The sequence below is a fragment of the Massilia arenae genome (genome assembly GCF_008014745.1).
Classification (GTDB): Bacteria; Pseudomonadota; Gammaproteobacteria; order Burkholderiales; family Burkholderiaceae_D; genus Telluria; species Telluria arenae.
Genome location: NZ_VPFD01000023.1, coordinates 35,664 through 62,502 on the forward strand (window position 1 = coordinate 35,664; position 26,839 = coordinate 62,502).

A 26,839-nucleotide genomic window follows, 5' to 3' on the forward strand; every position below is an offset into this window, starting at 1 on the left:
CCAGGGGCAACCCGCCTGCGCGACGGGCCGCTGGTGTTGATCTTCATTGCGAAACGAGGAACTCGGCGAGACTCGGCGAAACCCGGCAAAACTCTACTGTCTCTCAGGCACGCCCGCGATCGGGGCTTCGCCGGGGAGCGACTTGTGTTGCACGAGAGTGCGGCACGCGAGCGGACGACGTCGTTTCTTCCAACTGGCGGCCATTGTAACCGATAAAACCCCGCAGCGGACAAGGGGGCGGCGCTGCGATGCGCGCCTATTTGCGTCAGTCGGACAGTTTTTCCGACAAAATCGCCGATACGCCAAGGAATGCGGGATACTCGGCGGTGATCACATAGGTCGGCACGTCGGCCAGGTAACGGACGAAACGCCCCTTCTGTTCGAAGCGGCGGCGGAACGAGGAACGGTCGAAGCGCTCCCCAAGACGCGGCACGATGCCGCCGCCGATGTACACGCCGCCCTGGGCGCCGAGGGTGACGGCGAGATTGCCGGCCACGGTGCCGAGCATGCCGCAAAAGGCTTCCAGCACTTCGTCGCACAGCGCACATTCACCCGTGAGCGCACGGCGCGAGATCTCGGCCGCGCCGAGGCGCTCGCCGGGACGGCCGGCGCGCTCGGCCAGCGCACGGTAGATGAGCTCGACGCCGGCGCCGGACAGGAAGCGCTCGAACGAGACGTGTTCGAACTCGCGCCAGGCATATTGCAGGATCGCGATTTCCTGCTCGTTCACAGGCGCGAAGCTGACGTGGCCGCCTTCGCTGCGCAGCGCGGTCCAGCTGTCGCCGCACGGCACCAGGCCGGAAACGCCGAGGCCGGTGCCGGCGCCCAGCAGGCCCAGCGCCGCGTCCGGCTGCGGCGTGCCGCCGCCCACCTGGCGCTTTTGCTCGCCCAGGTGCGGCAGCGAACGGGCCAGGGCCGAGAAATCGTTGACCACCAGCAGGATCTCGAAACCGCATTCCTGCCGCAAGGCTTCAGTAGAAAATTCCCAGTGATGATTAGTCATGCGCACATAGTCGCCGCTCACCGGGTTGGCGATGGCGATTGCGGCGTGACGAATCGGCGCCGCGCTGCAAGCCTTGACCGCCGCACTGCCCAGGTAGGCGCGCATGGCCTCGCCCAGGGTCGCATAGTCGGCGCAAGGCAGCACCTCGACCGCCTCGAGCCGGCCCGGACCCAGTTCCAGCACGAAGCGGCAGTTGGTGCCGCCGACATCGGCAAGCAGGCGGGCGCCGCCGCGGTGAAGGCGGTCGGTGGATGGGTTGAGCGGGGAGGCAGTCATGGTGGAGCGTGATTAAGAGACGCCCAAGCTTACTAAATTTTTTGCCCTCAAGACAAGTGTTTTCTGTAGTTTAGGTACACCACCCGCAACAGGGCGGATGAAAACACGCCGCCCGCCTATCAGTGCGAAGTAGTAGAACTACTTTTTTATGACAGTTGGAGAGCATCGCGCCACCTGCCGGGCAGCGTGCCGGTCAGCAAGTCGCCGGATCGAGCTCGGGATCGTTGCCGCGCTGGGCATTCCAGGCGTCGAGCCCGCCCTTAAGCGGTCGGGCACGGTGGAAACCGTTGACCATGAACTGGCGCGCCACTTCGGCGGCGGTGACGTCGTCCGGACAGCTGCAATAGACGACGATGTGGCGGTCGCGGTCGAGCGAGGCCATCAGGTGTTCGGGCTGGCAGGCCTTGAAGATCACCGCGCCCGGGATCGCGGCTTCCATCTGTTGCGCGCTCAGGCTGCGCGCATCGATGATCACCGGATCGTGGCCGGCGTCGATCAGGGCCAGCACCTCGTCGATGTCGATGCGCTCGATCGCGCTGCGCGAGCGGTGGCGGCGCCGTTCGGCATACTTGAAGGCGATGAACAGGGCCAGCAAGCCGGCCACGATGGTCAGCGCCGTGCTGCCCATGGTCGAGAGCGTATCGAGCACGCCGTCGACGCTGTTATGGAACCAGACGCCGAGCAGGATGCCGGTGCCGCTCCAGAGCGCCGCGCCGCTCACCGCATACAGCAGGAACAGGCGCGGGTTGACGCCCATGGCGCCCGACAGCGGCGCCGCGATGGTATTGAAGCCGGGGACGAACTTGGACACCAGCAGCGACTTGACGCCGAACTTGCTGAAGCGGTCTTCGGTCTGGTTGACGCAGGAATCGGGGGACAGCGAGATCTTGCACAGCAGCCGCAGGATGCGCTTGCCGTAGAAGCGGCCGGCGCGGAACCAGAACGCGTCGCAGATCAGGCAGGCCAGGATGGCCGCCATCCATACCATCTGCCAGCTCACGTCGGCGGTGACCGAGAGCGCGCCGGCCACGATCAGGACCGGGTAGGCGGGTATGGGCAGACCGAACTGTTCGACGAGGACGATGCCGAACACGATCAGCACGCCATAGACTTGGAGGAGTTCGGCTAGCTGGGGCATTTTTGTATATTAGCGCAATTGTGTGGTCGGCACAGGAACACCCCCTATTCCCTTTGGCGTAAGCGCAACGCCGGGGACGGATGAGCGAATTTTACAAGACACCGCGCGGAATCGCCGCCAGCAGCGAGCGCGTGTAGGGATGCTGCGGGTCGCGGTACAGCGTGTCGGAATCGGCCATCTCGACCACGCTGCCATGATGCATCACCATCACCTGGTCCGAGATGTACTTGACCACCGACAGGTCGTGCGAGATGAAGATATAGCTCATGCCGTATTCGTCCTGCAGGTCTTGCAGCAGGTTCAGCACCTGGGCCTGGACCGAGACGTCGAGCGCCGATACCGATTCGTCGCACACCAGGATCTCGGGCCGCATGGTCAGGCAGCGCGCGATCGCGATGCGCTGACGCTGGCCGCCCGAGAACTCGTGCGGATAGCGGCCATAGGCGGCGTCCGGCAGGCCCACCCGCCCCAGCAACTGGCGCGCCAGTGCTGTGCGCTCCATCTCGTCGGCGCCGATGCCGTGGATGCGCATCGGTTCCAGCAAGATCTGCCCCACCGTAAAACGCGGATTGAGCGAGGCATAGGGATTCTGGAAGATGATCTGGATCCGCCGTTTATACGCCTGGTATTCGCGGTCGGACATGGCCAGCAGGTCGCGCCCCTCGAACAGCGCCGATCCGCCGCTCGCGCGGTGCAGGCGCAGCAGGGTCAGGCCCACCGTGGTCTTGCCCGAGCCCGACTCGCCCACCACACCCAGGGTCTTGCCGCGGCCCAGGGTGAACGAGACGTCATTGACCGCCTTGAATTCGCGCTTGCCGAACAGGCCTTCGCGCAGCCAGAAACTCTTGGCCAGGTTATTGACCACCAGCACCGGCTGGTCGTCCGGCGTGGTGCCGCGCGCGCGCTGCACCTGGTCCGGCATCTGATCCGGCAAGATGCGGCCGCCCAGATAATCGTCGATCACCGGCAGGCGCAGCGGCCGCGCATCGAGCGAAGGCCGGCAATGCAGCAAGGCCTTGGTATACGCGTCGGCCGGGGCGCCGAACACCTGGCCGGCGGCGCCCTCCTCGCGCACCTCGCCGTGGCGCATCACGATCACGCGGTCGGCGATCTCGCCCACCAGCCCCAGGTCGTGGGTGATGAACAGCACCGCCATGCGGCGCTCGCGTTGCAGGCGCGCGATCAGGTCCATGATCTGCTTCTGGATCGTCACGTCCAGCGCCGTGGTCGGCTCGTCGGCGATCAGGAGGCGCGGCTCGCAGGCGATCGCCATCGCGATCATCACCCGCTGCTGCTGGCCGCCCGACATCTGGCTCGGGTAGGCATCGATCTTGCGCTGGGGATCGGGAATGCCGACCTCATGCAACAGTTCCAGGGTGCGCGCCCGCGCCGCGCGCTTCGTCATGCCCATGTGCAGGCGCAGGACTTCGCCGATCTGGAAGCCGACCGTGAACACCGGATTGAGCGAGGACATCGGCTCCTGGAAGATCATCGCGATGTCCTTGCCGCACAGCGCGCGCTGCTCGCGCAGGGGCAGGCCGAGCAGTTCGCGGCCGGCGAAACGGATGCTGGAAGCGGGATCGATGACGGTGGTCTGCGCCGGCAGCAGGCCCATCACGGCCAGCGAGCTGACCGACTTGCCGCTGCCCGACTCGCCCACCAGCGCCACCGTGCCGGTCGCCGGCACGTCGAAGGAAATGCCTTTCAGGGCCTCGAAGGTGTTGTGCTTGTCGATGCGAAAGGCAATGCGCAGGTCTCGCACTTGCAGCAATGGTTCCTGGGTCATAGTGAGGGTCATTTGATCTTGGGATCCAGTGCATCGCGCAGGGCATCGGCGAACAGCGAGAAGCTCGTCACCAGCAGCGCCATCGCGCCAGCGGCGGCGGCCAGCTGCCACCATTTGCCAAGGATCAGTTCATTCTGCGCCTCGTTGAGCATGCTGCCCCATGAGACGGTTCCGACCGGCACGCCGAAGCCCAGGAAGGACAGGATCACCTCGGCCTTGATGAAACCGACCACCAGGATCGACATCTGCACCAGCGCCACGTGCGAGACATTGGGCAGGATGTGGCCGAACATGCGCTGCCAGGCGGAAGCGCCGATGGCATCGGCCGCCATCACGTATTCGCGCGCGCCGTGCTTGATGTATTCGGCGCGCATCAGGCGGTAGGGGCCGGTCCAGCCGGTCAGGCCGAGGATCAGCACGATGGTGGCCACGCCTTTTTGCTGGAGCACGGCGGCCACGGTCAGGATCATGAGGATCGCCGGGATGGCCGTGAAGATGCTGTAGAACCAGTTGAACAGGTCGTCGACCCAGCCGCCATAAAATCCCGAGACGGCGCCGAACAGGGTGCCCAGCGCCACCGCCAGCAGGGCCGCCACCAGACCCACCACGATCGAAGTCTCGCCGCCCTTGATGGTCTTCTTGACGATGTCGTGGCCCCATTTATCGGCGCCGAACGGCAGGGTCGTGCGTTTTTCCACTGGCGGATGGGTCTGCGCCACCTGTGCCTCGAGCTCTGCCAGTTCGGCAGCCAGCGGATCGAAGGCGTTCGGCGGCGTGGCGCGCGGCAGCTGGGCCTGGGCCAGCGCGCGCGCCGCGGCATCGGCGCCGACGAAAGTCGGCGGCGCATAGTTGACCGCCACCTCGTCTTCCCAATCGCTGGCCAGCATGCCCGTGGCGGACAACAGCACCAGCAGCAGGAAGCCGGCGACGACGGCCAGCGCCGCCATCCCGACGCGATCGGCGCACAGGCGCCGCCATGCCAGCGCCCACAGCCCGGGCGAATGCGCTTGCATATTCATGTGCATGGTCGTCATCGTCATTTGAGCTGCACGCGCGGATCGACCGCCTGGTACAGCAGGTCGGCCAGCAGGTTGAACACCATGGTCGCGGCGGCCACATAGACCGTGATCGCCTTGATCACCGGGAAGTCGCTGCGTTCGACGGCCAGGATCACTTCGCGGCCGATGCCGGGAATGCCGAAGAAGCGCTCGAGCAGGAAGGCGCCGATCAGCAGCGCCGGCAGGTTGGCCATCACGTGGGTGATGATCGGGATCGCGGCATTGCGCAGCACGTGGACCCAGACGATCCTGCCCTCCGGCAAGCCCTTGGCGCGCGCGGTGCGCACATAGTCCTGCCCTGCCTCGTCGAGCACGAAGCTGCGGTACAGGCGCAGGGTCGGCGCGATCGACACCGCCAGGCCGATGATGATCGGCAGCAGCGCGTAGCGCAGCAGGTTCTCGCCCAGGCTATTGCCCCAGCCCTGGACCGGAAACAGCCCCAGCTGGTAGGCAAACACGTACTGGAACACGATGATATAGACCAGGATCGAGATCGACATCCCGACCGTGCAGGCGACCATCACGGCGCGGTCGGTCAGCGAGCCGCGCACGAAGGCGATCGCCAGCGCCAGCGCGATGCCGAATACGGTTTCCAGCACCGTCAGCGGGATCAGCACGGTAAGCGACGGGCCCAGTCGGCTGCTGATGATATGGGATACCGGCTCGCCCGTGCTCCAGGCGTTGCCGAAGTCGAAGGTCAGGATCTGCTTGACGAAGATCCAGAGCTGCACGGCATAGGGCTGGTCGGTGCCGAGCTGGCGCCGGATGTTCTCGATCGCGCCCGCGTCGGCCATTTTGCCCGCCAGCAGGTAGGCCGGATCGCCGCCGACCCAGTTGAACAAGAAAAACACCAGCAGCACGACGCCGGCCATCGTCGGCAGCATCTGCCACAAGCGGCGCAGGACATAAGCGAGCATCGCACTCCCGAATTTGCGGATTGGGCGAATGGCCCGCCTCCAGGGTTTGCCACCAAGCGAAATCCACGGTGGCCAAAACGACACGATAGCGCATATCCGTACGCGCCAACAGACGCGCAATCTTATGCCTCGATCACTCCAAGTTATTGCAACGTAATGACATAACTATCACTGATTCGTATAAGAAGCTTGCGCTACCCGCCAAACATGCACATCGCATTTATGGCAATTTCATACCAATGAAATATAGTTTGCTCGAACTAAATTTCATATCAAACTTTATTTTCCGCTTTATATTCCACATTCCGAGTTTTGTGACTTTTGTGTGACTAGCACCAAAGAAATGAATTGTAAAGACAAGTTATCAAGTAGTTGTATTTTGGATCTGTGCATACTTTGCTGATTGACACTATCTATCGGTAAATGTTTTTATTGCCAAGTAGTAAAAACATGTCGCGTCCATATCACGCGGCGATTCACTGACTTTACTGGCAGCGTGACCCGCTGCCAGGTCTTACGGGGAAGACTGACTATGATGGTTGAAACTGTGTTATCTCGATCGGTGCGCCTGATCTGTGCCGGCGGCCTGGCCGTCGCCTGCACGACGGCGTACGCCCAGGAAACGGCGCCTGGCGCCGAATCGCTCCAACGTGTGGAAGTGACCGGCTCGCGCATCGCGACCGCCAACCTGGAAAGCGTCAGCCCGGTGACCGTGGTCAACGCCAAGGACATCAAGATGGAAGGTGTCCGGTCGGTCGAGAACCTGCTGAACAACCTGCCCCAGGTCTTCGCCGACCAGGGTGGCTCGGTCTCGAACGGCTCATCCGGCACCGCCACCGTCAACCTGCGTAACTTCGGCGCCGACCGCACCCTGGTGCTGGTCAACGGCCGTCGCCTGCCAGCCGGCAGCCCGCGCAATACCGCGGCCGACTTGAACCAGATCCCGGTGGGCCTGATCAAGCGCGTCGAAGTGCTGACCGGCGGCGCCGGCGCCATCTACGGCTCGGACGCCGTGGCCGGCGTGGTCAACTTCATCATGGACGACCGCTTCCAGGGCGTCCAGATCGACGCCAACTACCAGTTCTACAACCACGACCAGAACGGCGGCCCGGCCGCCGATGCCGCCAACCGCCGCAACTTCGCGCTGCCTGGCGACAAGGGCGCTGATGGCAAGGTCAAGGACATCACCCTGACCATGGGTGGCAACTTTGCCGATGGCAAGGGCAATGCCGTCGTGTTCTTCGGCTACAAGAAAGAAGACGCGCTGCTGCAATCGGAGCGTGACTTCACCGCCTGCTCGCTGGGCGGCTCGAGTTCGGGCGACAGCTTCAACTGCGGTGGTTCGGGCACCAGCTTCCCGGGCCGCTTCCTGCTCGGCAGCCAGGGCTTCACGGTGGCCGATGCCGCCGGTGGCGTGCGTCCCTACAATGCCGCGACCGACGCCTACAACTTCGGCCCGCTGAACTACTTCCGCCGTCCGTCGGAACGCTACACCTTCAGCTCGTTCACCCACTACGACATCAACGACAAGGCCCGCCTGTACGCCGAGGCCAGCTTCCACGACGACAGCACCGTGGCCCAGATCGCCCCATCCGGCCTGTTCGGCCTGGACGCATCGGGCGCCAACGCCATCCGCTTCGAGAATCCGCTGCTGTCGGACGCATGGCGCCGCACCCTGGGCCTGAACGCCCCTGGCGACACCGCCGACATGGTGATCTTCCGCCGCAACGTCGAAGGCGGTGGCCGTCGCGACGACCTGAACCACACTTCCTACCGCGGCGTGGTTGGCGTCAAGGGCGACATCGGCAACTGGCAGTACGACGCCTTTGCCCAGGTCGGCCGCGTGCTGTACTCGGAAACCTATTTCAACGACTTCTCGGTCTCGCGCAGCGCACGCGCACTGGATGTGGTCCCGGGCGCCAACGGCCAGCCAGTCTGCCGCAGCACCCTTAACGGCGTCGATCCAAATTGCGTTCCGTACAATATCTGGAGCCTGGGCGGCGTGACCCCGGAAGCGCTGACCTATCTGCAGACCCCTGGCTTCCAGAAGGGCCACACCTCGCAGACCGTGCAGGGCATCAACCTGTCGTCGGATCTGGGCGAATACGGCATCAAGCTGCCAAGCAGCAAAGAAGGCGTGGGCGTGGCTTTCGGTTGGGAACACCGCACTGAGAAGCTGGAACTGAACTCGGACGTCGCGTTCGAGTCGGGTGACCTGGCCGGCCAGGGCGGCCCGACCAAGAACGTCAGCGGCCAGTTCAGCGTGCGCGACTACTTCGCCGAAACCCGTATCCCGATCCTGCAGGACGTGCCTTTCGCCGACCAGCTGACGCTGACCGGCAGCTACCGCAAATCGGATTACTCGACCGGCCAGGACACCGATTCGTATGGTGTGGGCCTCGAGTGGGCGCCAGTCAAGGAAGCCAAGTTCCGCTTCAGCTACCAGCGCGCGGCGCGTGCGGCCAATGTGGTCGAGCTGTTCACCCCGGCGGGCCTGGCACTGTTCGGCATGTCGTCCGATCCTTGCGCCGGCGCCAACCCGAGCGCCTCGCTGGCGCAGTGCCAGCTGACCGGCGTCACCGCTGCCCAGTACGGCAACATCCTGAACTCGCCAGCACAGCAGTACAACCAGATCATCGGTGGTAACACGGCGCTGGAACCGGAAGAGTCGGACTCCTACACCCTGGGCGTTGTGCTGCAGCCTACCCGCAACACCTCGGTCACCATCGACGCGTTCGACATGAAGGTCAAGGGCGTCATCGGCGGCCTGCCGGCGTCGACCACGCTGACCCAGTGCTTGAACACTGGCAATGCGCAGTTCTGCGACCTGATCACGCGTGACCGTCTGGGCAGCCTGTGGGCCCTGGAAACCGCCAACATCGTCGCCACCAACCAGAACCTGGGCATGAGCTCGACCAAGGGTATCGACCTGGGCGCCAACTGGAACACCAAGCTGGGCGCATGGGGCGGCCTGAACCTGTCGCTGATGGGCACCTACCTGAAAGAGTTCAAGCAGGAAGACTTCCCGGGTTCGGGCGAGTATAACTGCGCCGGCCTGCACGGCACCACCTGCGGTGTGCCGCTGCCGAAATGGCGTCACAAACTGCGCGCTTCGTGGGCTACCCCATGGCGCGGCGTGGAACTGGGCGCTACCTGGCGCTACGTGCGCGGCACCGACCTCGACTCGACCAGCAGCAATCCATTGCTGGCCGGCGATTTCGAAGCGGCCGATGCACGCCTTGGCGCACGCAACTACCTGGACCTGACCGCCGGTTGGCAGATCACCCCGATCTTCGCCCTGCGCGCCGGTATGAACAACGCGCTGGATAAAGATCCTCCGCTGTCGGGCGTGGTCGCCGAGGTGTTCGGTAATGGCAACACCTACCCACAAGTGTACGACTCGATGGGCCGTCACGTGTTCCTGAACCTGACCGCCAAGTTCTAATCGGCTGAGATGGAACAAAAACGGCGCACCTCGGTGCGCCGTTTTTTATGTCCGCTTATTTTTATTCTTGCCGCAACCGGCGCTGGCGCACCGCCGCCGCCAGTCCTTCCAGCACGCCCACGCTGGTGTCCCAGTCGATGCAGCCATCGGTCACCGACTGGCCATAGGTCAGTTCCTTGCCCGGCACCAGGTCTTGCCGTCCGGCCACCAGGTGCGACTCGATCATCACGCCGACGATGCGGTCGTCGCCGCCCGCGATCTGGGCCGCGATGTCGGCGCACACCGGCACCTGGTTCTCGGGCTTCTTGGAACTGTTCGCATGCGAGGCGTCGATCATCAGGCGGCTGGCCAGGCCGAGCGCGGCGATCTGGCGACAGGCCTCCTCGACGCTGGCGGCATCGTAGTTCGGCGTCTTGCCACCGCGCAGGATGATGTGGCAATCCTCGTTGCCGGCGGTCGACACGATGGCCGAGTGGCCGCCCTTGGTCACCGACAGGAAGTGGTGCGGCTGCGATGCAGCCTTGATCGCCTCGGTCGCGATCTTGATATTGCCGTCGGTACCGTTCTTGAAACCGACGGGGCACGACAGGCCGGAGGCGAGCTCGCGGTGCACCTGCGACTCGGTGGTGCGGGCGCCGATCGCGCCCCAGCTGACCAGGTCGGCGATGTACTGCGGGCTGATCACGTCGAGGAACTCGGTGCCGGCCGGCAGGCCCATCTCGTTGATGTCGCGCAGCAGCTCGCGCGCCATGCGCAGGCCGTCGTTGATGCGGAAGCTGTTGTCCATGTACGGGTCGTTGATCAGGCCTTTCCAGCCGACCGTGGTGCGCGGCTTCTCGAAATAGACCCGCATCACGATCTCGAGCTCGCCGGCAAAGCGCTGGCGTTCCTTGACCAGCCGGCGCGCGTACTCGAGCGCCGCCTTCGGATCGTGGATCGAGCACGGTCCGATCACCACCATAAGGCGGTCGTCCTGGCCGTGCAGGATGCGGTGCAGGTCGACGCGCGCGCCGGCCGCGGTCTGCTCGGCCTGCGGGGTCACCGGGAACTCGCGGATCAGGTGCGAGGGCGGCGTCAGTTCCTTCATTTCACGGATGCGTAAATCGTCGGTGCGGGGCATGCTGGGACTCCCTTTCGTGCTGTTCTGTGCTGGTCTTGTTCAGGACTGGAAATAAAAAAACCGCCATCGCTGGCGGTTTGTCTGGATGCTGCCGGGACGTTTACTCCGCGTACCCGCCGCTACTCCACCGCCTGAGGCTGGAATGGCTAAAGTAAAAAAAGCGGGTAAAGAAAGCGTGGCGCATGGTGTCGTCCGGGTTTGGTCGAATTGACTATAACAACAAGGCATGAAAGTTGGCAAGCCTTTTGTCGCTGGTTCCACGCTTGTACAGACAACAATCGGTTGCAGCGAACTGACATCCCTCCTTGCGCATGAGCGCCACCTTACGCGCATCTTGCGCTACCTCATTCCCGACGCGGCTACCGATGCAACAGTCGATTCAAGCCCGGCTGCCGCTCGTGTTGATTGTAGACACAAACAGGTACCAAGAGGTGCCAAGGAAATTGATCGGCGATAAGGATCAAGCCCTCCACCGCGCGGCATCCGAATCTTCCCATCCACTGGAGTGTCGGACCATGACTGAAACCCTGCTTTCCCGTTCCGTGCGCCGCCTGTTCGCGGGCGGCGGCGCCGCCGGCCTGGCGCTCGCCGGCCCCGTGCTGCTGGCCCTTCCCCACCCTGCTCTCGCACAGGAAGCCGCTCCCGTGGCCCGGGTCGAGATCACCGGCTCGAACATCCGCCGCGCCCAGGCCGAGACCGCGTCCAGCGTGCTCACCGTCAACCGCGCCGACATCGAGCGCTCGGGCAAGACCACGGTGGCCGAGCTGCTGCAGACCCTGGCGGTCGACAACCAGGGCTCGGTGCCGATGAGCTTCGGCAGCGGCTTCGCGGCCGGCGCCTCCGGCATCTCGCTGCGCGGCCTGGGCACGGCCTCGACCCTGGTGCTGCTCAACGGCCGCCGCATGGCGCCCTACGGCCTGGCCGACGACGGCCAGAAGGTGTTCGCCGACCTCAACGTGATCCCGACCGACGCCGTCGAGCGTATCGAGATCCTCAAGGACGGCGCCTCGGCCATCTATGGCTCGGACGCGATCGCCGGCGTGGTCAACATCATCCTGCGCCGCAACTTCCAGGGCACCAGCGCGCGCGCCCTGTACGGCAGCGGCGAGGCCGGCGACGGCCAGCAGCACAACCTGGCCCTGGCCTGGGGCTTCGGCAACCTCGAGACCGACCGCTACAACGTGCTGGTCAACGTCGAGTACAAGCACACGCAAGAAATCTGGTACCGCAACCGCGGCAACCGCGACTACATCGGCAAGATCGACCTGCGGCCCTATGGCTATTCGGCCCAGGAAGGCTTCGGCGGCACCGGCGCCATCACCGGCAACAACCAGTCGGGCAATGCCATCAACGGCAATGTGCGCAACCCCGACACGCTGGAGTACTACAACCGCGGCAACCTGGCCGGGCCCGGCTTCACGCGCACCTTCCCGGGCGCCGCCTGCGGCAACTTCACCAACCACCCGCAGGGCGATCCGGGCGGCGGCTGCCTGGTCGATTCGGCCTTCCTGTACAACCAGATCCAGCCCGACAGCGAAAACCTGTCGCTGTACACCCGCGGCACGCTCAAGCTGCAGGGCAATACCGAGGCCTATGCCGAACTGAATCTGTACAACAGCCTGGCCCAGTCCAGCACCACGCCGAACCCGATCGCAGCCAGCGTCGGCTATCCCGGCGGCCCGGTCAGCAACGCCGGCGTCCAGTTCGGCGCCGAGCATCCCGACAACCCGTATTTCGGCCGCGCCGCGCGGCTGCGCTACCTGCCCTTCGACGTCGGTCCGCGCCAGTCCGACATCTCCTCGAACTTCCTGCGCGCCCTGTTCGGCGCGCGCGGCACCAGTGGCGCCTGGGACTGGGATACCTCGCTGCTGTATTCGACCAGCAGGGTCGACAACGACCGCCGCGGCTACCTGCAGCGCGACGCCACCTTTGCCCTGCTCGACCCGTCGGCCGCGAACGTGGCGGCGGCCCAGGCCAATCCCGGCTACCGCGCCCTGCCGGCCGGCACCTATTGGCGCATCGGCGAAAGCGCGGGCCTCAATTCTCCGGGCGTGTACGCCGCCCTGTCGCCGACCATCTCCAACGATGCCAAGACCGAGATCGCCCAGGTCGACTTCAAGGCCTCGCGCGAGATCGGCAAGCTGGCCGGCGGCGCGGTGGGCGTGGCCCTGGGCGCCGAATTCCGCCACGAATCGGCGCGCCTGGATCCGACGGCAGGCACCGAGCGCGGCAATATCATCGGCCTGGGCTATTCGGCCTACGACGGCCAGCGCAACGTCACCGGGCTGTACGGCGAAGTGCTGGCCCCGGTGCTGCCGGGGCTGGAACTGACCGGCGCCATGCGCTACGACCACTTCACCGACGTGGGCGACGCCTGGACCCCGAAGGTGGGTGTCAAGTGGAACCCGCGCCGCGAACTGGCGTTGCGCGCCACCTGGGCCAAGGGCTTCCGCGCGCCAAGCCCGGCCGAGAATGGCGTCGGCGGCCTGGCGGCCTTCGCCAACGCCACCGATCCGGTGCGCTGTGCGCTGGGCGTGCAGACCGCCTGCAACCCGGGATCGGTGTCGGTCATCACCTCGCCCAACCAGGACCTGAGCCCGGAACGCTCGAAGAGCTGGAATATCGGCGCGATCTGGGATCCGCTGCCGCGCACCAGTTTCTCGCTCGACTTCTGGAACATCAAGCGCAAGAACGAGATCAACCAGCAGCAGATCGACGCCGCGATCGCGGCCGGCGACGTGGCGCGCGATCCGAGCACGGCGGTGCCGACGATCCCGGGCGACCCGGGCGCGATCACGGCGGTGCTGGCCGAATACGTGAACTCGGCCGAGACCGAGGTGCGCGGCATCGACCTCGACGCGCGCCAGGGCTTCGGGCTGCCGAACAACTGGGGCACGCTGACCTTCGACGTCAAGTACACCTACCTCGACAAATGGGAGCGCACCGAACAGGACGGCACCACGCGTGACTACGCCGGCACCCACGGCAACTGCGACGTTAGCAACTGCATGGGCACGCCGGACCACAAGGCCAACCTGCGCGCGACCTGGGAGCGCGCCAACTGGCGCGTGTCGGCCAACGTCAACTACCGGGGCCCGATCGACAACACCTTCTTCAAGGATGATCCGGAAGGCTGCGCCAGCCACTTCGCCAACGGCATTGACGCGCCAAGCGATTGCGAACTGGCCTCGTTCACGACGGTCGACCTGGTGTTCCGCTGGAAGCCGCAGCCGCGCTGGGAAATCTACGGCTCGATCCAGAACCTGTTCGACAAGCAGGCGCCGCTCGATCCGCTGACCTATGGCGCGGTGTCGTACAACCCGCTCGACTACTACGGTGCGATCGGCCGCTTCTTCACGCTGGGGGCGAGATACGCGTTCTGATGTGATTGCGCTTGAACGCGAAGAGTTGCTCGTGCCAGTGGCACGAACAACTCTTCTCGTCAGCGGACGTCGATCAACCGCCGAAGTCGTAATTCAACTCGACCCAGCCGGTCCGTCCTGCCGGGCTGTAGCTGCCCACCGCATAATTCGGCCAGCCGCCGGTGGTATCGTGCTTGATGCGGTCGAACACATTGTTGACGATGGCCGACAGGGTCAGGCGGTCGTTCACGCGATACACGACGCTCGCGTTGACCAGGGTAGTCGGCGTCAGGTAGTCGGTCTGCGCCGAGTTCGGGATCTTGCCGTAGCGGGTCGCGAACACGGTCGACGACCAAGCGCCGCCGTTCCAGTTCAGGCTGGCCGCCAGCTTGTCCGGCCAATCCGAGCTGGTGAGCGAATTGAGTTCGTCGCGCACCGTGTCGCCGGCAAACTGTTTCGAGCGGCGGGTCAGGGTTTTCGAGTAATTGCCGCGCAAGGTGAACGTGCCCCATCCCGTGGTGCGCAACGCATAGCGCGCGCTGACGTCGATGCCGCTGCTCGATTCCTGGGCCGCATTGATCGGATTGACGCGGATCTCGCGGATCTCGCCCGGACGCACCGGCGAATTGGCCGCGTAGCGGGTGATGCGCGAGATCGTGTCCGCGCACAGCGAAGAGCCGATGTCCAGCGAGCCCAGGCGGCAGGCCGCTTCGTCACGCAGCAACTGATCGGCCGACAGATTGGTCACCAGGTCGTCGATCTTGATGTCCCAGTAGTCGACCGAGGCATCGAAGTTCGTGCTCGGCGACCAGACGATGCCGGCGCCATACGACTTGCCCTGCTCAGGCTTGAGGTCGGCGCTGCCGTACTGGACGTAGTCGGCGCCCGGCGAATAGCTGGCGAATTCGCAGTTCGCCAGCGGCTGGCCGGTCACGCCGCAGCGGTAGTGGTCGGTGGTCGACGAGTAATAGCCGGTGCCGCGCGCCTTGTAGATGTAGTTCATGTCCGGTGCACGGAAGCTGGTGGCGTAGTTGGCGCGCACCAGCAGCTCGCGCGTCGGCCGCAGTTCCAGGCCGCCGGCATAGGTGAACTTGCCGCTGTCGCGCTCGGCGAATTCGTAACGGTCGTAGCGGCCGGCCAGGGTCGCGGTCAGGATCTTGTGCAGGGGAATGCTGGCCTCGGTGCCGAGCGCATAGCGGTTGCGGGTGCCGGCCGTGACGGCGGTGTTCGGCGCCAGGTTGAAGTAACCCGCGTTGATGCGCTCGTCGGGCGCATTGGTGAATCCCTGGCGGCCGGCCTCGGCCACCACCGCCAGTTGCAGCGGACCGGCCGGCAGTTGCAGTACTTCGCCGTTGGCGCTGGCCGATACTGTGTGGGTCCAGGATTCGTCGTCGCTTTCGGCATAGCCGGTGATGGTCCCGAACTCGTCCGGGTTCACGCGGGTCGCCAGCCGCGCCGGGTCCGGCGCGTAGATGGCGACGCCGCTGGCATCCGTTCCCAGGCGCGGCCCGAGGAAGAAGCTGTCGATGGTCGACAGCGCGCGCGGGGTCTTGCCCTTGCTTTCGTACCACGAGGCGCTGTAGCCGGCTTCCCACTTCCAGCTGGTGCCGGGCACGATGCCGCGCGCGCCGAGCGAGGCGGCGACGGCGCCGTCTTCCCAGAAGCGGTTGTAGCGCGACAGGCCGCCCATCTCTTCCGGCGAAATATAACGGGTCCAGGCCTCGTAATGCCCCGTGCCCTGGTTCAGGAAATAACCATTGTTCAGGGAATTCGAGGTCCACGAGGGTCCGCGCGTATTGTTGACGGTGTTGTTGCGGCCCAGCAGGACGTCGGCGAACAGCGTCGTGTTCTCGTCGAGCTCATAGGTGGCGCTGCCGAACGCGTTCTTGCTCTGGTTCTCGGTCTGCACCGACCAGTAGGTGGGGCTCACTTTATTGCTGGCGCAGTAGTTGCCGGTGCGCGAAGCGTAGTTGACGACGCTGCCGCCGAACAGGTCGCCCAGTTGCCCGCAGGTCGCGCCCGGATCGATGTAGCGGCCGACGGTGGCGTCGCGGCGCGACAGCATATTGGTCGGCGTGCCCGAGCGTTCGGCCATGAAGTCGCGCTGGTAGGCGCCGATCGGATTGCGTTCTGAGTACTCGAGCGCGAACACGGTGCTCAGGCGGTCGAACTGCTTGCCGCCCGTGACTTGCACGCGCCGCTCGGAGCCGCCGCCGCGGCTGGTGCCACCGAGCTTGACGTTGACGTCGACGCCTTCGGCCTTCTTCTTGAGGATGATGTTCACGACGCCGGCGATCGCATCCGAACCATAGATGGCCGAGGCGCCGCCGGACAGGATCTCGATGCGCTCGACGATGGACGACGGGATATTGGCCAGGTTGGTGAAGTTGACCGTGCCCTCGTAGGCGATCGGAAAATCGGCCAGGCGCCGGCCGTTGAGCAGGACCAGCGTGTGGTTCGGCCCCAGGCCGCGCAGGCTGATGGTGTTGGCCGACGGCGTGAAGGTATTGCCGAAGTCGGCGCCCTGCACGAAGCCGCTGTTCTGCACCTGGTTGTTCAGGGCGTCGAACACGTTCTTGTAACCCTGGCGCGTGATCTCGTCGCCGGTGATGACGGTGACGGCCGACGGACCGTCCAGCTGCGCGCGGGCGATGCGCGAACCGGTGACGAGGACCGACGCGGGCGCGGCGTTGGTGGTGGCAGCGGCGGCGGCCGGCGCATCGGCGGAGGTCGACGCCGTCTGGGCGTGGGCCAGCAGCGGCGCGCCGATGGCGGCGGCCAGGAGGTAGGTATGTTTCATGATTGGCTTGTTTTTATTGGGAAACGAACTCTAACAAGCCAACAAGTCAGCACAAACGAATTATTCTGAGCAACTTTATAACAATAATGTTTGGCGCTGGCCGCACCAATAAAAACGCCCGGTGGAAGGCCGGGCGTTTTTATCGAAGAATGGAAAACGGATCAGGCCGTACCGCCCACCGTCACCCCATCGATGCGCAGGGTCGGCTGGCCGACGCCCACCGGCACGCTCTGGCCTTCCTTGCCGCACACGCCGACGCCCGAATCCAGGCGCATGTCGTTGCCGATCATCGAGATGCGGTTCATCACGTCCGGGCCGTTGCCGATCAGGGTCGCGCCCTTCACCGGATAGGTGATCTTGCCGTCCTCGATCATATAGGCCTCGCTGGCCGAGAACACGAACTTGCCGTTGGTGATGTCGACCTGGCCGCCGCCGAAATTGGCTGCGTAGATGCCGTTCTTGACCGAGGCCAGGATCTCCTGCGGGTCCTTGTCGCCGGCGAGCATATAGGTATTGGTCATGCGCGGCATCGGCAGGTGGGCGAACGATTCGCGGCGCGCATTGCCGGTGACCGGCATCTTCATCAGGCGCGCATTCATCGTGTCCTGGATATAGCCTTTCAGGATCCCGTCCTCGATCAGCGTGGTGCACTGGGTCGGGTTGCCTTCGTCGTCGATGTTCAGCGAACCGCGGCGGTCCTGCAGGGTGCCGTCGTCGACCACGGTCACGCCCTTGGCCGCCACGCGCTGGCCGATCATACCGGCATACGAGGACGATCCCTTGCGGTTGAAGTCGCCCTCCAGGCCGTGGCCGACCGCCTCGTGCAGCAGCACGCCGGGCCAGCCCGGTCCCAGCACGATGGTCATCGGACCGGCCGGCGCCGGACGCGCCTCCAGGTTGACGCAGGCCGACTTGACCGCCTCGGTGGCGTAGCGGTCGAGCACCTCGTCGTCGAAATAGCCGTAGTCGAAACGGCCGCCGCCGCCAGATGAGCCGACTTCGCGCCGGCCGTTCTGCTCGGCGATCACGGTCACCGACACGCGCACCAGCGGACGGATGTCGGCCGCCAGCACGCCGTCGCTGCGCACCACCAGCACCACGTCGTATTCGCCGGCCAGGCCCGCCATCACCTGCACCACGCGCGGATCTTTTGCGCGCGCCATCTTTTCCACGCGCTCGAGCAGTTTCACTTTCGCGGTGGCGTCGAGCGATGCCAGCGGATCGTTGGGCAGGTACAGCGAACGGCCGCCGGTGGGCAGCGCGCTGCCGGCCACCTTGATGCGGCCGGCGCCCTGGCGACCGATGGTGCGGGTGGCGGCGGCAGCGTCGAGCAGCGCCGCTTCGGAAATCTCGTCGGAATACGCAAACGCGGTCTTGTCGCCCGAGATGGCGCGCACGCCGACGCCCTGGTCGATCGAGAAGCTGCCGGTCTTGACGATGCCCTCTTCCAGGCTCCAGCCTTCGCTCTTGGTGAACTGGAAGTACAGGTCGGCGTAGTCGACCTTGTGCGTGAACATCGTTCCCAGCGCGCGCAGCAGCTTGCCTTCGTCGAGGCCGAATGGCGTCAACAGCACGTCGCGCGCGACGGCGATGGAAGAAAGATTCGGTTCGAATGGAGTCATGTTTGCGTTCGGTCTTTCATATGGATAGGTCATTGTGCCATATCCAGTTCTTTCACACTGGACGCATGCTAGACGCGTCCATGTCATTCCTTACATCTTGCGATGCCGCAATGCCGGCAAGCTTTCGCGCACTCCGGCCAGGTAGGCCGGATCGAGTTCGCCGCTAATCACGCCCTCGCCTTCCGGCAGCACCGCCTTGACCTCGCCCCAGGGATCGACCAGCATGCTGTGTCCATAGGTGCGGCGGCCGTTGACGTGCAGGCCGCCCTGGGCCGCGGCCAGCACATAGCATTGGTTCTCGATCGCACGGGCGCGCAGCAGCACTTCCCAGTGCGCGCGGCCGGTGGTGTGGGTGAAGGCGGCCGGCACGATGATCAGCGCGCACTCGCCCATCGCGCGGTACAGCTCGGGAAAACGCAGGTCGTAGCACACCGACAGGCCGACCCGGCCGAACGGCGCATCGAACACGCCCACCGTCTCGCCCGGCACGATGGTGCGCGCTTCGTCATACGATTCGGCGCCCTTGTTGAAGCCGAACAGGTGGATCTTGTCGTAGCGGCTCATCGACTGGCCCTGCGGGTCATAGACCAGGGTGGTGTTGAGCACCTTGCCGGCCTGGGGCGAGACCATCGGCAGGGTGCCGCCGACCAGCCAGATCCCGTGTTCGCGCGCCAGCTGCGCCATGCAATCCTGGATCGGACCGCTGCCCGGCTGCTCCGCGTGCGCGACCTTGTCGGCATCGCTCATGCCCATGATCGGCCAGTATTCCGGCAGGGCCACCAGGGTGGCGCCCCGGCCGGCGGCCTCGGCCACCAGGCGGCGCATGGTGGCCAGGTTCTCGCCGACCTCGGGGGTGGATACCATCTGGATCGCGGCTACGGTCGTCATATCACTCCTTCTTGGCTGGCTCAGTGACTGGTGCAGCGGCGGCGGCCGCCGCCGGGTTATCGATTTTGGTGATGACCGGCGCCTTCCACGGCCCCGTCACCTGCATTTCATAGGTCAGCGCCTTCATCACCGGCGCGCGCAGGAACAGCTGGGCCAGATAGCCTCCCAGGCCGATCACCGGGTTGACCGCCAGGCCATATACCAGCGGCCCGGTGCCCAGGTTGAACTCGGGGATCACCACCACGCGCAGGTTGGTCGATTCGTTGGCGATGTCGGCGCTGCCGTTCATCAGGACGGTGGCCGCCACCCCATGCATTCTAAGGTTGTCGGTGCGCACCACCCCGCGCTGGATCATGGCGTTGGCGCTGATGCCGTCGAACGCCAGGCCTTCCGAGAACACGTCGTGGAAATCGAGCTTGAGCAGGCGCGGCAGCGCTTGCAGGCTGAGCACGCCCAGCAGCTTGGCGGCGCCCGGGTCCTGCTTGAGGAACTGGCCCGATTCCACGTTCATCTCGATCTGCCCCGACAGGCTCGGGATGTCCATCGCATACGGCAGGCCGGCCCACGAGATATCGCCGCTCAGGGTGCCATTGCCGCGCCCGATGGTGCCGGGAAAGCCCAGGCGGTCCAGCAGCTTGCCGGCGTCGTCCATGTGGAGCGCGAAGTTCAGGCTGGTATTGCTCTTGCCATCCTTGGTCAGCCAGCGGCCATTCGCCTTCAGCTGGCCATCCGGATTGGCGAGCAGGACGCGGTCGATGCGCCATTCGCGACCCGCCAGCGCGCGCACATTGCTGGCGCGTAGTTCGAGCCGGCCGAGGCGCTTGTCGAACAGTTCGAACTGCTCGGCCACGATGTCGAGCGAAGGGATGGTGGCGCTGGCGCCGCGGTTCGACTCCAGCAAGTCCTTGACCTCGGCCTCGGCCGATTCGGGAATCGTGAGCGAGGCCAGGCGCGCCGTGACCTTGCCCAGGCCGCTCTTCGTCTCGGTCCAGGTGAGGTAGCCGCTGGCCTGGCGCGAATGCAGGTTCGCCTGCCAGGTGTCGCCCGTATGGGTGGCGCCGACCACCACGTCGGCCACGCGCCGCTCGCCGATGGTCAGTTCGCTGATGCGTCCGGCCAGCACGGTCGGCAGGATGTACTGGGTGAAGTCGGCGCCGCCGGCAGCCGTCGCCGGTCCGGCCATCGCGCCCGGCGACGGCAGTGCGGCGCCTGCCGCCTCGTCCTCGCCGGCGATGGCGCGTCCGGCCGCCAGCCAGTGGTCGATATTGAGCACCTTCGAGTCGACGTGGACCATCATGCCTTCGTCCGGCAGCGGCGCCGGCACGTTCACGCCGATGCCGCCCTGGGTCACCCGCCACGGGCCCTTGCCCTGCTTCTCGCGCAGGTAGCGCGCCGCCAGGTTGGGGCCGACGCCGACGCGGATCTCGTCGCGCGCCAGGCCGGCCATGGTCGGCGCGCCTTCCAGCACGAAGCTGAGCGGCAGGCTGGCGTCCGCGACCTTGTTGAGCGGGTGCGGCAGTTCGACGCCCAGGCCCGCCAGGCTGGAATCGATGGCGATCGTGCGCCGGCCTTCGCGCACCACGATCGAGCCGGTGTAGTGGGTGCTGCCCGACAGGCGCTCGGCCAGGCGCCCCAGCGCCGGCGCCGGCGCCGTGCGGCGCATGCCCTCGGCCGACAGCACGCCGTCGAGCAGCACCCGGGTGCTGCCGTCGCGCTGGGTGCCGCCGGCCACCGAGACCGGCTCGCCCAGGAAGTTCGCGCGGATCGCCTCGAGGCCGAAGCCGTGATCGTGGAAATCGATCCGGCCCTGGGCCGCCTGCAGGGTCGGCAGTTCGGGGAACAGGCTGACGTCGTTGTTCTGCAATTGCAGGCTGCCCTGCACCTTGGTGTCTGCCAGGTGCGACAGCGGCATGCGCAATTTCAGGCCGAGCCTGGCGTTGCCGCTGCCGCGCGTGTCTTCGGTGAAGTGGCCGATCCAGTCCAGCACCGGCGTCACCGACACATAGCGCAGGAATTCCTGCAGCGGCCCGGCGCCCTGGCCGTCGATCTCGAGCATCATGTTCTCATGGGCGCCGAGGTCGGGGATCACCGCCTTGACGTTCGACAGCGCCACGCCCAGCGTGCGCAGGGTCTTGCCGTGGATTTCCATGCGCGCCCGGTCGAACGCGATGCTGCCGTCGATCGCCTCGGCCAGCGGCCACAGCGGCGTGCCGTCCGGATGGCGGTGGCCGGGCGCGTATTCGAGGCGCGCCCCTTCCAGCCGGCCGCTCACATTGAATTCGCCGCGCGCGCGTTCGGCGGCGTTGGCGGCATAAAACGGGAAGTGCGCCAGGTCGCCGCGCAGGCGCAGGCTGGCGTCACGCAGGCGTCCGCCCTGCAGGGCGCCGACCAGCCAGTCGTGCAGGCTGTGCGGGGTGGCCAGCGGCAGATAGCGCCCGATCTGGTCGATCGCAAAGCCATCCAGGCTGCCCGTGAAATCGGCAGTGCCGGGGCCGTGGCCGGGCTCGAGCGGCAGCACGTGGCTGCCCGAGATCTCGCCGCTGAACCCGCCCTGGCGGAAGCTCAGGTCGTCGACCTCGACCTGCAGCTGCTTGCCCGGCTCGAGCGTCCAGCCGGCCTTGACCGCCAGCCGGTCGAAGGCCATGCGCGGCTCGGCGAACCAGGCCGGCATGAACAGCGCCAGTCCCTGCGAATCCAGCGCCACGTTGCCGCCGCGCTCGTTCGCATCGATGTGGCCGCTCAAGTGCTCGAAGCCGGGCGTGGCGGGCCGCGCCGGCAGCGCCGGCACGCCGCCCTGGGCGTTTCTCGCCGGGCGCGCGGCCACGGCATTGAGCGCCAGGTCGGCGACGTCGCCGCGGATGCGCCAGCCGCTCACGTTCGGGTAGCGCCCATCCCATTCGGCGCTGACGTCGCTCAGCATGCCGCGCGGCGCATAGTCGGCCAGCAGCTGGCGCTGCACCGGCGTGACCGGCAGGTACTGGGCCAGCGCCGCCAGCGCGCCGATGTCGAGCCCGCGCGCGCGCAGGGCGCCGCGTTCGGGCTGGCCATTCTTCGCCGGGCGCCAGGTTTCTTCGAGCGTGGCCGGCGGCAGCGCGCGGCCGCCCTGCACCGCCACCGAGAAATTATCGAGACGGATCGTGTGGCCGTGGGCGCCGAAGGTCGGCTTGCCGTCGGCCCCGTTCGGCAGCAATTCCTCGCGCGCCGACAGGCGGCCGCTGACCCGCGCCAGCTGCAGCGGCGCGATGTCCTTGCCGAGCCGCGCATTGACCCCGGCCAGGGCCAGGTCGGCGGTGAAGCCGGCCAGGCGCGCCTGGTCGAAGCTGAGCCAGGCGCGCAGCGAACCGCGGCCGCGCTCGAGCTGGATCGGATAGTCGACGAAGCGTTTCCATGCGCCGAGGTCGACGTCGCGCAGGTCGGCGTACAGCTCGCCCTTCCAGCGCAGCACGTCCGACGGCCGCTCGCCGAAGCGGTGGCGGAACTGGGCGCGCACGTCGATCGGGCTGCCCAGCGCGCGCGGCGGCGTGGCCTGCAGCGCGAAGTGGTGGGTGCCCCAGCGATTGAGCAGCGCCAGCGTCACGCCTTCCAGCGCCAGCGGCGGTGTGCCGCGCAATTCGTCGGTCCAGTCGACCCGGCCGTCGCGGATCACGATCTCGCGCTGGCGCAGCAGCCAGTCGGCGCCGCCGCCGCCGTCGGCCTTGTTGGGGTCGAGCCGGACGCCGGCGACCTCGATCACGCCGTCCAGCCCGCGCCGCACCGCCAGCCGCGGGCCCTTGATCTCGAGCGAGGCGAAGCGCGGCTCGAAGGCAGCCACGCTCCACCAGCCCAGGGTCGCATCGACCTGCGGCAGCGCCAGCACCTGGCGCCCGTCGCGGTCGTGCAGGCGCACCTCGCTCAGTGCCAGGGCCGGCCGCATGCCGTGCCAGGACGCGGCCAGGCGCGCGATCGTGACCCGGCTGCCGAGGGCATTGCCGGCCATGCGCTCGATGTCGCCTTTATATAAGTCGATGTTCGGGAGAATGGCGTAGCGCAGCACCAGGAACAGCACGGCGAGCGCGAAATACACCAGCAGCACGAGCTTGATGGTAAAGCCGAGCACGTGGTGCGAGGCCAGGTTGGCCATGCGGTAGGCCGAACGCAGCCGCCGCCAGCGCACGGCGAGCGGCGATGCCGCAGTGGGCGCCTGCGGATCCGGGTTGTGCATCAAGGTGCTAATAACAAAGGCTCGCCGTAAATTTAACTCTTTAATAAAACAGGTCGCTTGCAACAGTCGCGGCGTCTACCTTACCATCGGTGCAACCCCAGGCAGCGATGGCCTGGCCATGGCCAGCAGCTCATCCCGTGCCCCTGCCATGCCCATGAAGCGGGCCATTCTACCGCATCGCAAATGACCCGCACCTTAAACCGCCCTCATCTACCAGGATCGACGATGACCACAGCTTCCCCCGCCTGCGCTTCACGTTTCGTCCAGCGCTGGCTCGATGCCGCGCCGGAGCGGGCCGCCCAACTGGCCGAATTGTCATCATTATCGCTGGGCGGCGCCGATTTCCGCGCGCTATTGGAGCGCGAACTGGGCAAGGGGCTGCCGCTGGAACGGGCCATGCGCCGCGTGCGCAACCTGCTGGTCTCGACCATCGTGGCGCGCGACCTGGGCGGCCAGGCCGACCTCGACGAGGTGGTCACGGCGATGACGGCCTTCGCCGACTTCGCGATCCAGACCCACGTCGCCGCCCTCACCGACGAGCTGGTGGCCAGCCACGGCATGCCGATGGGCGAGGAATCCGGCCGCCCCCAGCACCTGATGGTGCTGGCCATGGGCAAGCAGGGCGGTGGCGAACTCAATGTCTCGTCGGACATCGACCTGATCTTCGTCTATCCGGAAGACGGCGAGACCGCGGCCGGTCCCGGCCAGCGGCAGTTGTCGAACCACGAGTTCTTCGTGCGCCTCGGGCGGCGCCTGAACGCGGCCCTGTCCGAGGTGATCGAGGACGGCTTCACGTTCCGGGTCGATATGGCGCTGCGTCCCAACGGCAAGTCCGGCCCGCTGGCGGCCAGCCTGGGCATGGTCGAGGAATACCTGATCGTCCAGGGCCGCGAATGGGAGCGCTATGCCTGGGTCAAGGCGCGCGCCGTCACCGGCACGCCCGACGACATCGCGGCGCTCGACGCCATCGTGCGGCCCTTCGTGTTCCGGCGCTACCTCGACTTCGGCGTGATCGACGCGATCCGCAATATGCACGCCCAGATCCGCACCGAGGTGAAGCGCCAGGAGCGCCTGCATCCCGAGCGCAGCCACAACGTCAAGCTGGGGCGCGGCGGCATCCGCGAGATCGAGTTCCTGGCCCAGGTGTTCCAGCTGATCCGGGGCGGGCGCGATCCGGCCCTGCGCGAGCGTTCCACCCGCAAGACCCTGCTGCTGCTGGCCGAGCGCGAGCTGCTGCCGCAAGAGACGGTCCTGCGCCTGCTGCAGGCCTATGTGTTCCTGCGCAATCTCGAGCACCGGGTGCAATACCTGGAAGACGCCCAGACCCACACCCTGCCGGCCAATCCGGACGACCGGCTGGCGGTGGCGCGCATGATGGGGTGCGCGGACGAAGCCACCCTGCTGGACGAACTCGACGCGCAGCGCAGCTATGTGGCCCAGCAGTTCGACGCCATCTTCGCCGACAAGGAAAAACCCGACGACAAGCCGGATGCCCCGGCCCTGGCCGACGAACTGGACAATATAGACGCGCTCGCCGCCCGCCTGGCCGCGCTCGGCTTCGACGACGCCCGCACCGCCGCCAGCCGCCTGGCCGCCACCCTGCAGGGGCCGCGCCTGTCGAACCTGCCCGACGCCAGCCGAACCAGGCTGGAAGCATTGGTGGAAGCCTCCCTGCCCCTGGTGACCACCGTGGTGGTCGAGGCCGGGATCGGCAGCCAGGCCGCCACCCTGGGCCGCCTGCTCGACCTGTTCGAGGCGATCGCGCGCCGCTCGGCCTACCTGTCGCTGCTGACCGAATACCCGCACACGCTCGAGCGCGTGATCCGGATGATCAATGCCAGCGGCTGGGCCGCCACCTTCCTCACCCAGCACCCGATCCTGCTCGACGAACTGCTGGACGACCGCAATGCCGGCGCCGGCGACCTCGGGCAGCTGGCCGCGCTGCTCGACGAGCACCTGGGCGAGGCGGCCGGCGATACCGAGCGCCAGCTCGACATCCTGCGCGAAGCCCACCATGCGCAGCTGTTCCGCCTGCTTGCCCTGGACCTGGGCGGGGAGCTGTCGGTGGAGCACCTGGCCGACCACCTGTCGGCCCTGGCCGACATGATCGTCGGCGCCGTGGTCAAGCATGCCTGGCGCGCGGTCAACGGCCGCCACCGCGAGGAACCGGCATTCGCCGTCATCGCCTACGGCAAGCTGGGCGGCAAAGAGCTGGGCTATGTGTCGGACCTCGACGTGATCTTCCTGTACGACGACGAGGACCAGGACGCCCCGCCCCTGTATGCGCGCCTGGCCCAGCGCTTCATCACCTGGATGACGGCGCACACCGCGGCCGGCATCCTGTTCGACGTCGACATCGCCCTGCGGCCGGATGGCGCCAGCGGCATGCTGGTGTCGTCCGTGGCCGCCTTCGAGCGCTACCAGAACGATGCCGCCTGGCTGTGGGAGCACCAGGCCCTGACACGGGCCCGCTTCTGCGCCGGCGAGCCGGCCATCGGCGCGCGCTTCGAGGCGATCCGCGAGCAGGTGCTGCGCAAGGACCGCGCCGCGCAAGAGGCCCAGCTCAGGGAAGAAGTGGTGAACATGCGCCAGCGCATGCGCGACGCCAACGTCAACCGCAGCGAGCAGTTCGACCTCAAGCACGACGCCGGCGGCATGATCGACATCGAGTTCATCGTGCAATACCTGGTGCTGCGCCACGCCGCGCACTACCCGCAGCTGACCGCGAACGCCGGCAATATCGCCCTGCTGCGCGTCTGCGGCGAACTGGGCCTGATCGATGCCGGCCTGGCGGCCGAGGTCGCCGACGCCTACCGCGCCATGCGCAAGCTGCAGCACAGCGTGCGGCTGCAGGGCCAGGACAAGACCCGGGTCGAATCCGGCCTGGTGGGCGCCCATCCCGACAGCGTACGGGCGCTTTGGCAAGCCTGTTTCGGCGACTCCCACCTACCGGGATAGGCTCTCATAGCAGCGCTTCCTTCCTCTCTCCTTCCTGTTTCGCGCACGCACCACTCCGGTGCGTGTGCGCTCTCCGCGCACCGAATTTACTCGTAAGTACACCTTTTTTGCACCATCGTTAAGCCATTGAATTTCCTGACTTTTTGGTCATTTAATTTCTTTTTGATAACTGTTGTTTTTGCCACTAATTCCAGCCTTCAACGCGTTGACACTGATCAACACGGAATGGTTTTATATAGATGTGTATGCACGACGGAAACCCCGT

Annotated in this window: 13 protein-coding genes; 3 read left to right on the forward strand and 10 right to left on the reverse strand. The window is 66.2% G+C overall.

The annotated features are described in order from the left end of the window. Positions 1–265: 265 nt before the first annotated feature. The 5 genes from FVD38_RS19255 to FVD38_RS19275 all read right to left on the reverse strand — a co-directional run bounded on the left by FVD38_RS19255 (position 266) and on the right by FVD38_RS19275 (position 6,178). Positions 266–1,279, reverse strand: coding sequence for a glucokinase (locus FVD38_RS19255; RefSeq protein WP_147936317.1), 1,014 nt, complete (start codon positions 1,277–1,279; stop codon positions 266–268). 193 nt (positions 1,280–1,472) lie between these two features. Next, entirely contained in the window at positions 1,473–2,417 is a 945-nt protein-coding gene (locus FVD38_RS19260; RefSeq protein ID WP_123071869.1) for a VTT domain-containing protein, read from the reverse strand. 91 nt (positions 2,418–2,508) lie between these two features. Next, on the reverse strand, positions 2,509–4,215 hold the full coding sequence (locus tag FVD38_RS19265; RefSeq protein WP_147936318.1) for an ABC transporter ATP-binding protein: 1,707 nt from the start codon (positions 4,213–4,215) through the stop codon (positions 2,509–2,511). Continuing rightward, entirely contained in the window at positions 4,212–5,243 is a 1,032-nt protein-coding gene (locus FVD38_RS19270; RefSeq protein ID WP_147936319.1) for an ABC transporter permease, read from the reverse strand. Before FVD38_RS19270 ends, FVD38_RS19265 begins: the two co-directional genes overlap by 4 nt. After that, positions 5,240–6,178 (reverse strand): ABC transporter permease, encoded by a 939-nt coding sequence (locus tag FVD38_RS19275; protein ID WP_147936320.1) that lies wholly within the window; start codon positions 6,176–6,178, stop codon positions 5,240–5,242. The genes FVD38_RS19270 and FVD38_RS19275 overlap by 4 nt, the downstream gene beginning before the upstream one ends. A gap of 532 nt (positions 6,179–6,710) precedes the next feature. Here FVD38_RS19275 and FVD38_RS19280 point away from each other — a divergent pair. Then, positions 6,711–9,623, forward strand: a complete 2,913-nt coding sequence (locus FVD38_RS19280; protein WP_229493836.1) for a TonB-dependent receptor domain-containing protein — start codon at positions 6,711–6,713, stop codon at positions 9,621–9,623. 61 nt (positions 9,624–9,684) lie between these two features. Here FVD38_RS19280 and aroG read toward each other — a convergent pair whose 3' ends face one another. Beyond that, entirely contained in the window at positions 9,685–10,743 is a 1,059-nt protein-coding gene (gene aroG, locus FVD38_RS19285) for a 3-deoxy-7-phosphoheptulonate synthase AroG (RefSeq protein ID WP_147936321.1), read from the reverse strand. A gap of 515 nt (positions 10,744–11,258) precedes the next feature. On the opposite strand from aroG, the gene FVD38_RS19290 reads away from it, so the two are divergent. Further along, complete coding sequence (locus tag FVD38_RS19290; RefSeq protein ID WP_147936322.1) at positions 11,259–14,126, forward strand: TonB-dependent receptor; 2,868 nt, start codon at positions 11,259–11,261, stop codon at positions 14,124–14,126. A gap of 73 nt (positions 14,127–14,199) precedes the next feature. On the opposite strand, the gene FVD38_RS19295 is transcribed toward FVD38_RS19290, so the two are convergent. The 4 genes from FVD38_RS19295 to FVD38_RS19310 all read right to left on the reverse strand — a co-directional run bounded on the left by FVD38_RS19295 (position 14,200) and on the right by FVD38_RS19310 (position 23,616). Then, positions 14,200–16,905, reverse strand: a complete 2,706-nt coding sequence (locus tag FVD38_RS19295; RefSeq protein WP_147936323.1) for a TonB-dependent receptor plug domain-containing protein — start codon at positions 16,903–16,905, stop codon at positions 14,200–14,202. Between the two features lie 161 nt (positions 16,906–17,066). Next, complete coding sequence (gene tldD, locus FVD38_RS19300; RefSeq protein ID WP_147936324.1) at positions 17,067–18,527, reverse strand: metalloprotease TldD; 1,461 nt, start codon at positions 18,525–18,527, stop codon at positions 17,067–17,069. A gap of 90 nt (positions 18,528–18,617) precedes the next feature. Then, positions 18,618–19,415, reverse strand: a complete 798-nt coding sequence (locus tag FVD38_RS19305; RefSeq protein ID WP_147936325.1) for a carbon-nitrogen hydrolase family protein — start codon at positions 19,413–19,415, stop codon at positions 18,618–18,620. Position 19,416: 1 nt separating this feature from the next. After that, positions 19,417–23,616, reverse strand: coding sequence for a YhdP family protein (locus FVD38_RS19310; RefSeq protein ID WP_147936326.1), 4,200 nt, complete (start codon positions 23,614–23,616; stop codon positions 19,417–19,419). Between the two features lie 225 nt (positions 23,617–23,841). Between FVD38_RS19310 and glnE the strand changes: the two genes are divergently transcribed. Then, on the forward strand, positions 23,842–26,574 hold the full coding sequence (glnE, locus tag FVD38_RS19315; protein ID WP_147936327.1) for a bifunctional [glutamate--ammonia ligase]-adenylyl-L-tyrosine phosphorylase/[glutamate--ammonia-ligase] adenylyltransferase: 2,733 nt from the start codon (positions 23,842–23,844) through the stop codon (positions 26,572–26,574). The last annotated feature ends 265 nt before the right edge of the window (positions 26,575–26,839 follow it).

Excerpts from the sequence above, each read along its gene's own strand:
- FVD38_RS19255 (WP_147936317.1), bottom strand. The coding sequence starts at position 1,279 with ATGACTGCCTCCCCGCTCAACCCATCCACCGACCGCCTTCACCGCGGC.
- FVD38_RS19260 (WP_123071869.1), bottom strand. The coding sequence starts at position 2,417 with ATGCCCCAGCTAGCCGAACTCCTCCAAGTCTATGGCGTGCTGATCGTG.
- FVD38_RS19265 (WP_147936318.1), bottom strand. The coding sequence starts at position 4,215 with ATGACCCTCACTATGACCCAGGAACCATTGCTGCAAGTGCGAGACCTG.
- FVD38_RS19270 (WP_147936319.1), bottom strand. The coding sequence starts at position 5,243 with ATGACGATGACGACCATGCACATGAATATGCAAGCGCATTCGCCCGGG.
- FVD38_RS19275 (WP_147936320.1), bottom strand. The coding sequence starts at position 6,178 with ATGCTCGCTTATGTCCTGCGCCGCTTGTGGCAGATGCTGCCGACGATG.
- FVD38_RS19280 (WP_229493836.1), top strand. The coding sequence starts at position 6,711 with ATGATGGTTGAAACTGTGTTATCTCGATCGGTGCGCCTGATCTGTGCC.
- aroG (WP_147936321.1), bottom strand. The coding sequence starts at position 10,743 with ATGCCCCGCACCGACGATTTACGCATCCGTGAAATGAAGGAACTGACG.
- FVD38_RS19290 (WP_147936322.1), top strand. The coding sequence starts at position 11,259 with ATGACTGAAACCCTGCTTTCCCGTTCCGTGCGCCGCCTGTTCGCGGGC.
- FVD38_RS19295 (WP_147936323.1), bottom strand. The coding sequence starts at position 16,905 with ATGAAACATACCTACCTCCTGGCCGCCGCCATCGGCGCGCCGCTGCTG.
- tldD (WP_147936324.1), bottom strand. The coding sequence starts at position 18,527 with ATGACTCCATTCGAACCGAATCTTTCTTCCATCGCCGTCGCGCGCGAC.
- FVD38_RS19305 (WP_147936325.1), bottom strand. The coding sequence starts at position 19,415 with ATGACGACCGTAGCCGCGATCCAGATGGTATCCACCCCCGAGGTCGGC.
- FVD38_RS19310 (WP_147936326.1), bottom strand. The coding sequence starts at position 23,616 with ATGCACAACCCGGATCCGCAGGCGCCCACTGCGGCATCGCCGCTCGCC.
- glnE (WP_147936327.1), top strand. The coding sequence starts at position 23,842 with ATGACCACAGCTTCCCCCGCCTGCGCTTCACGTTTCGTCCAGCGCTGG.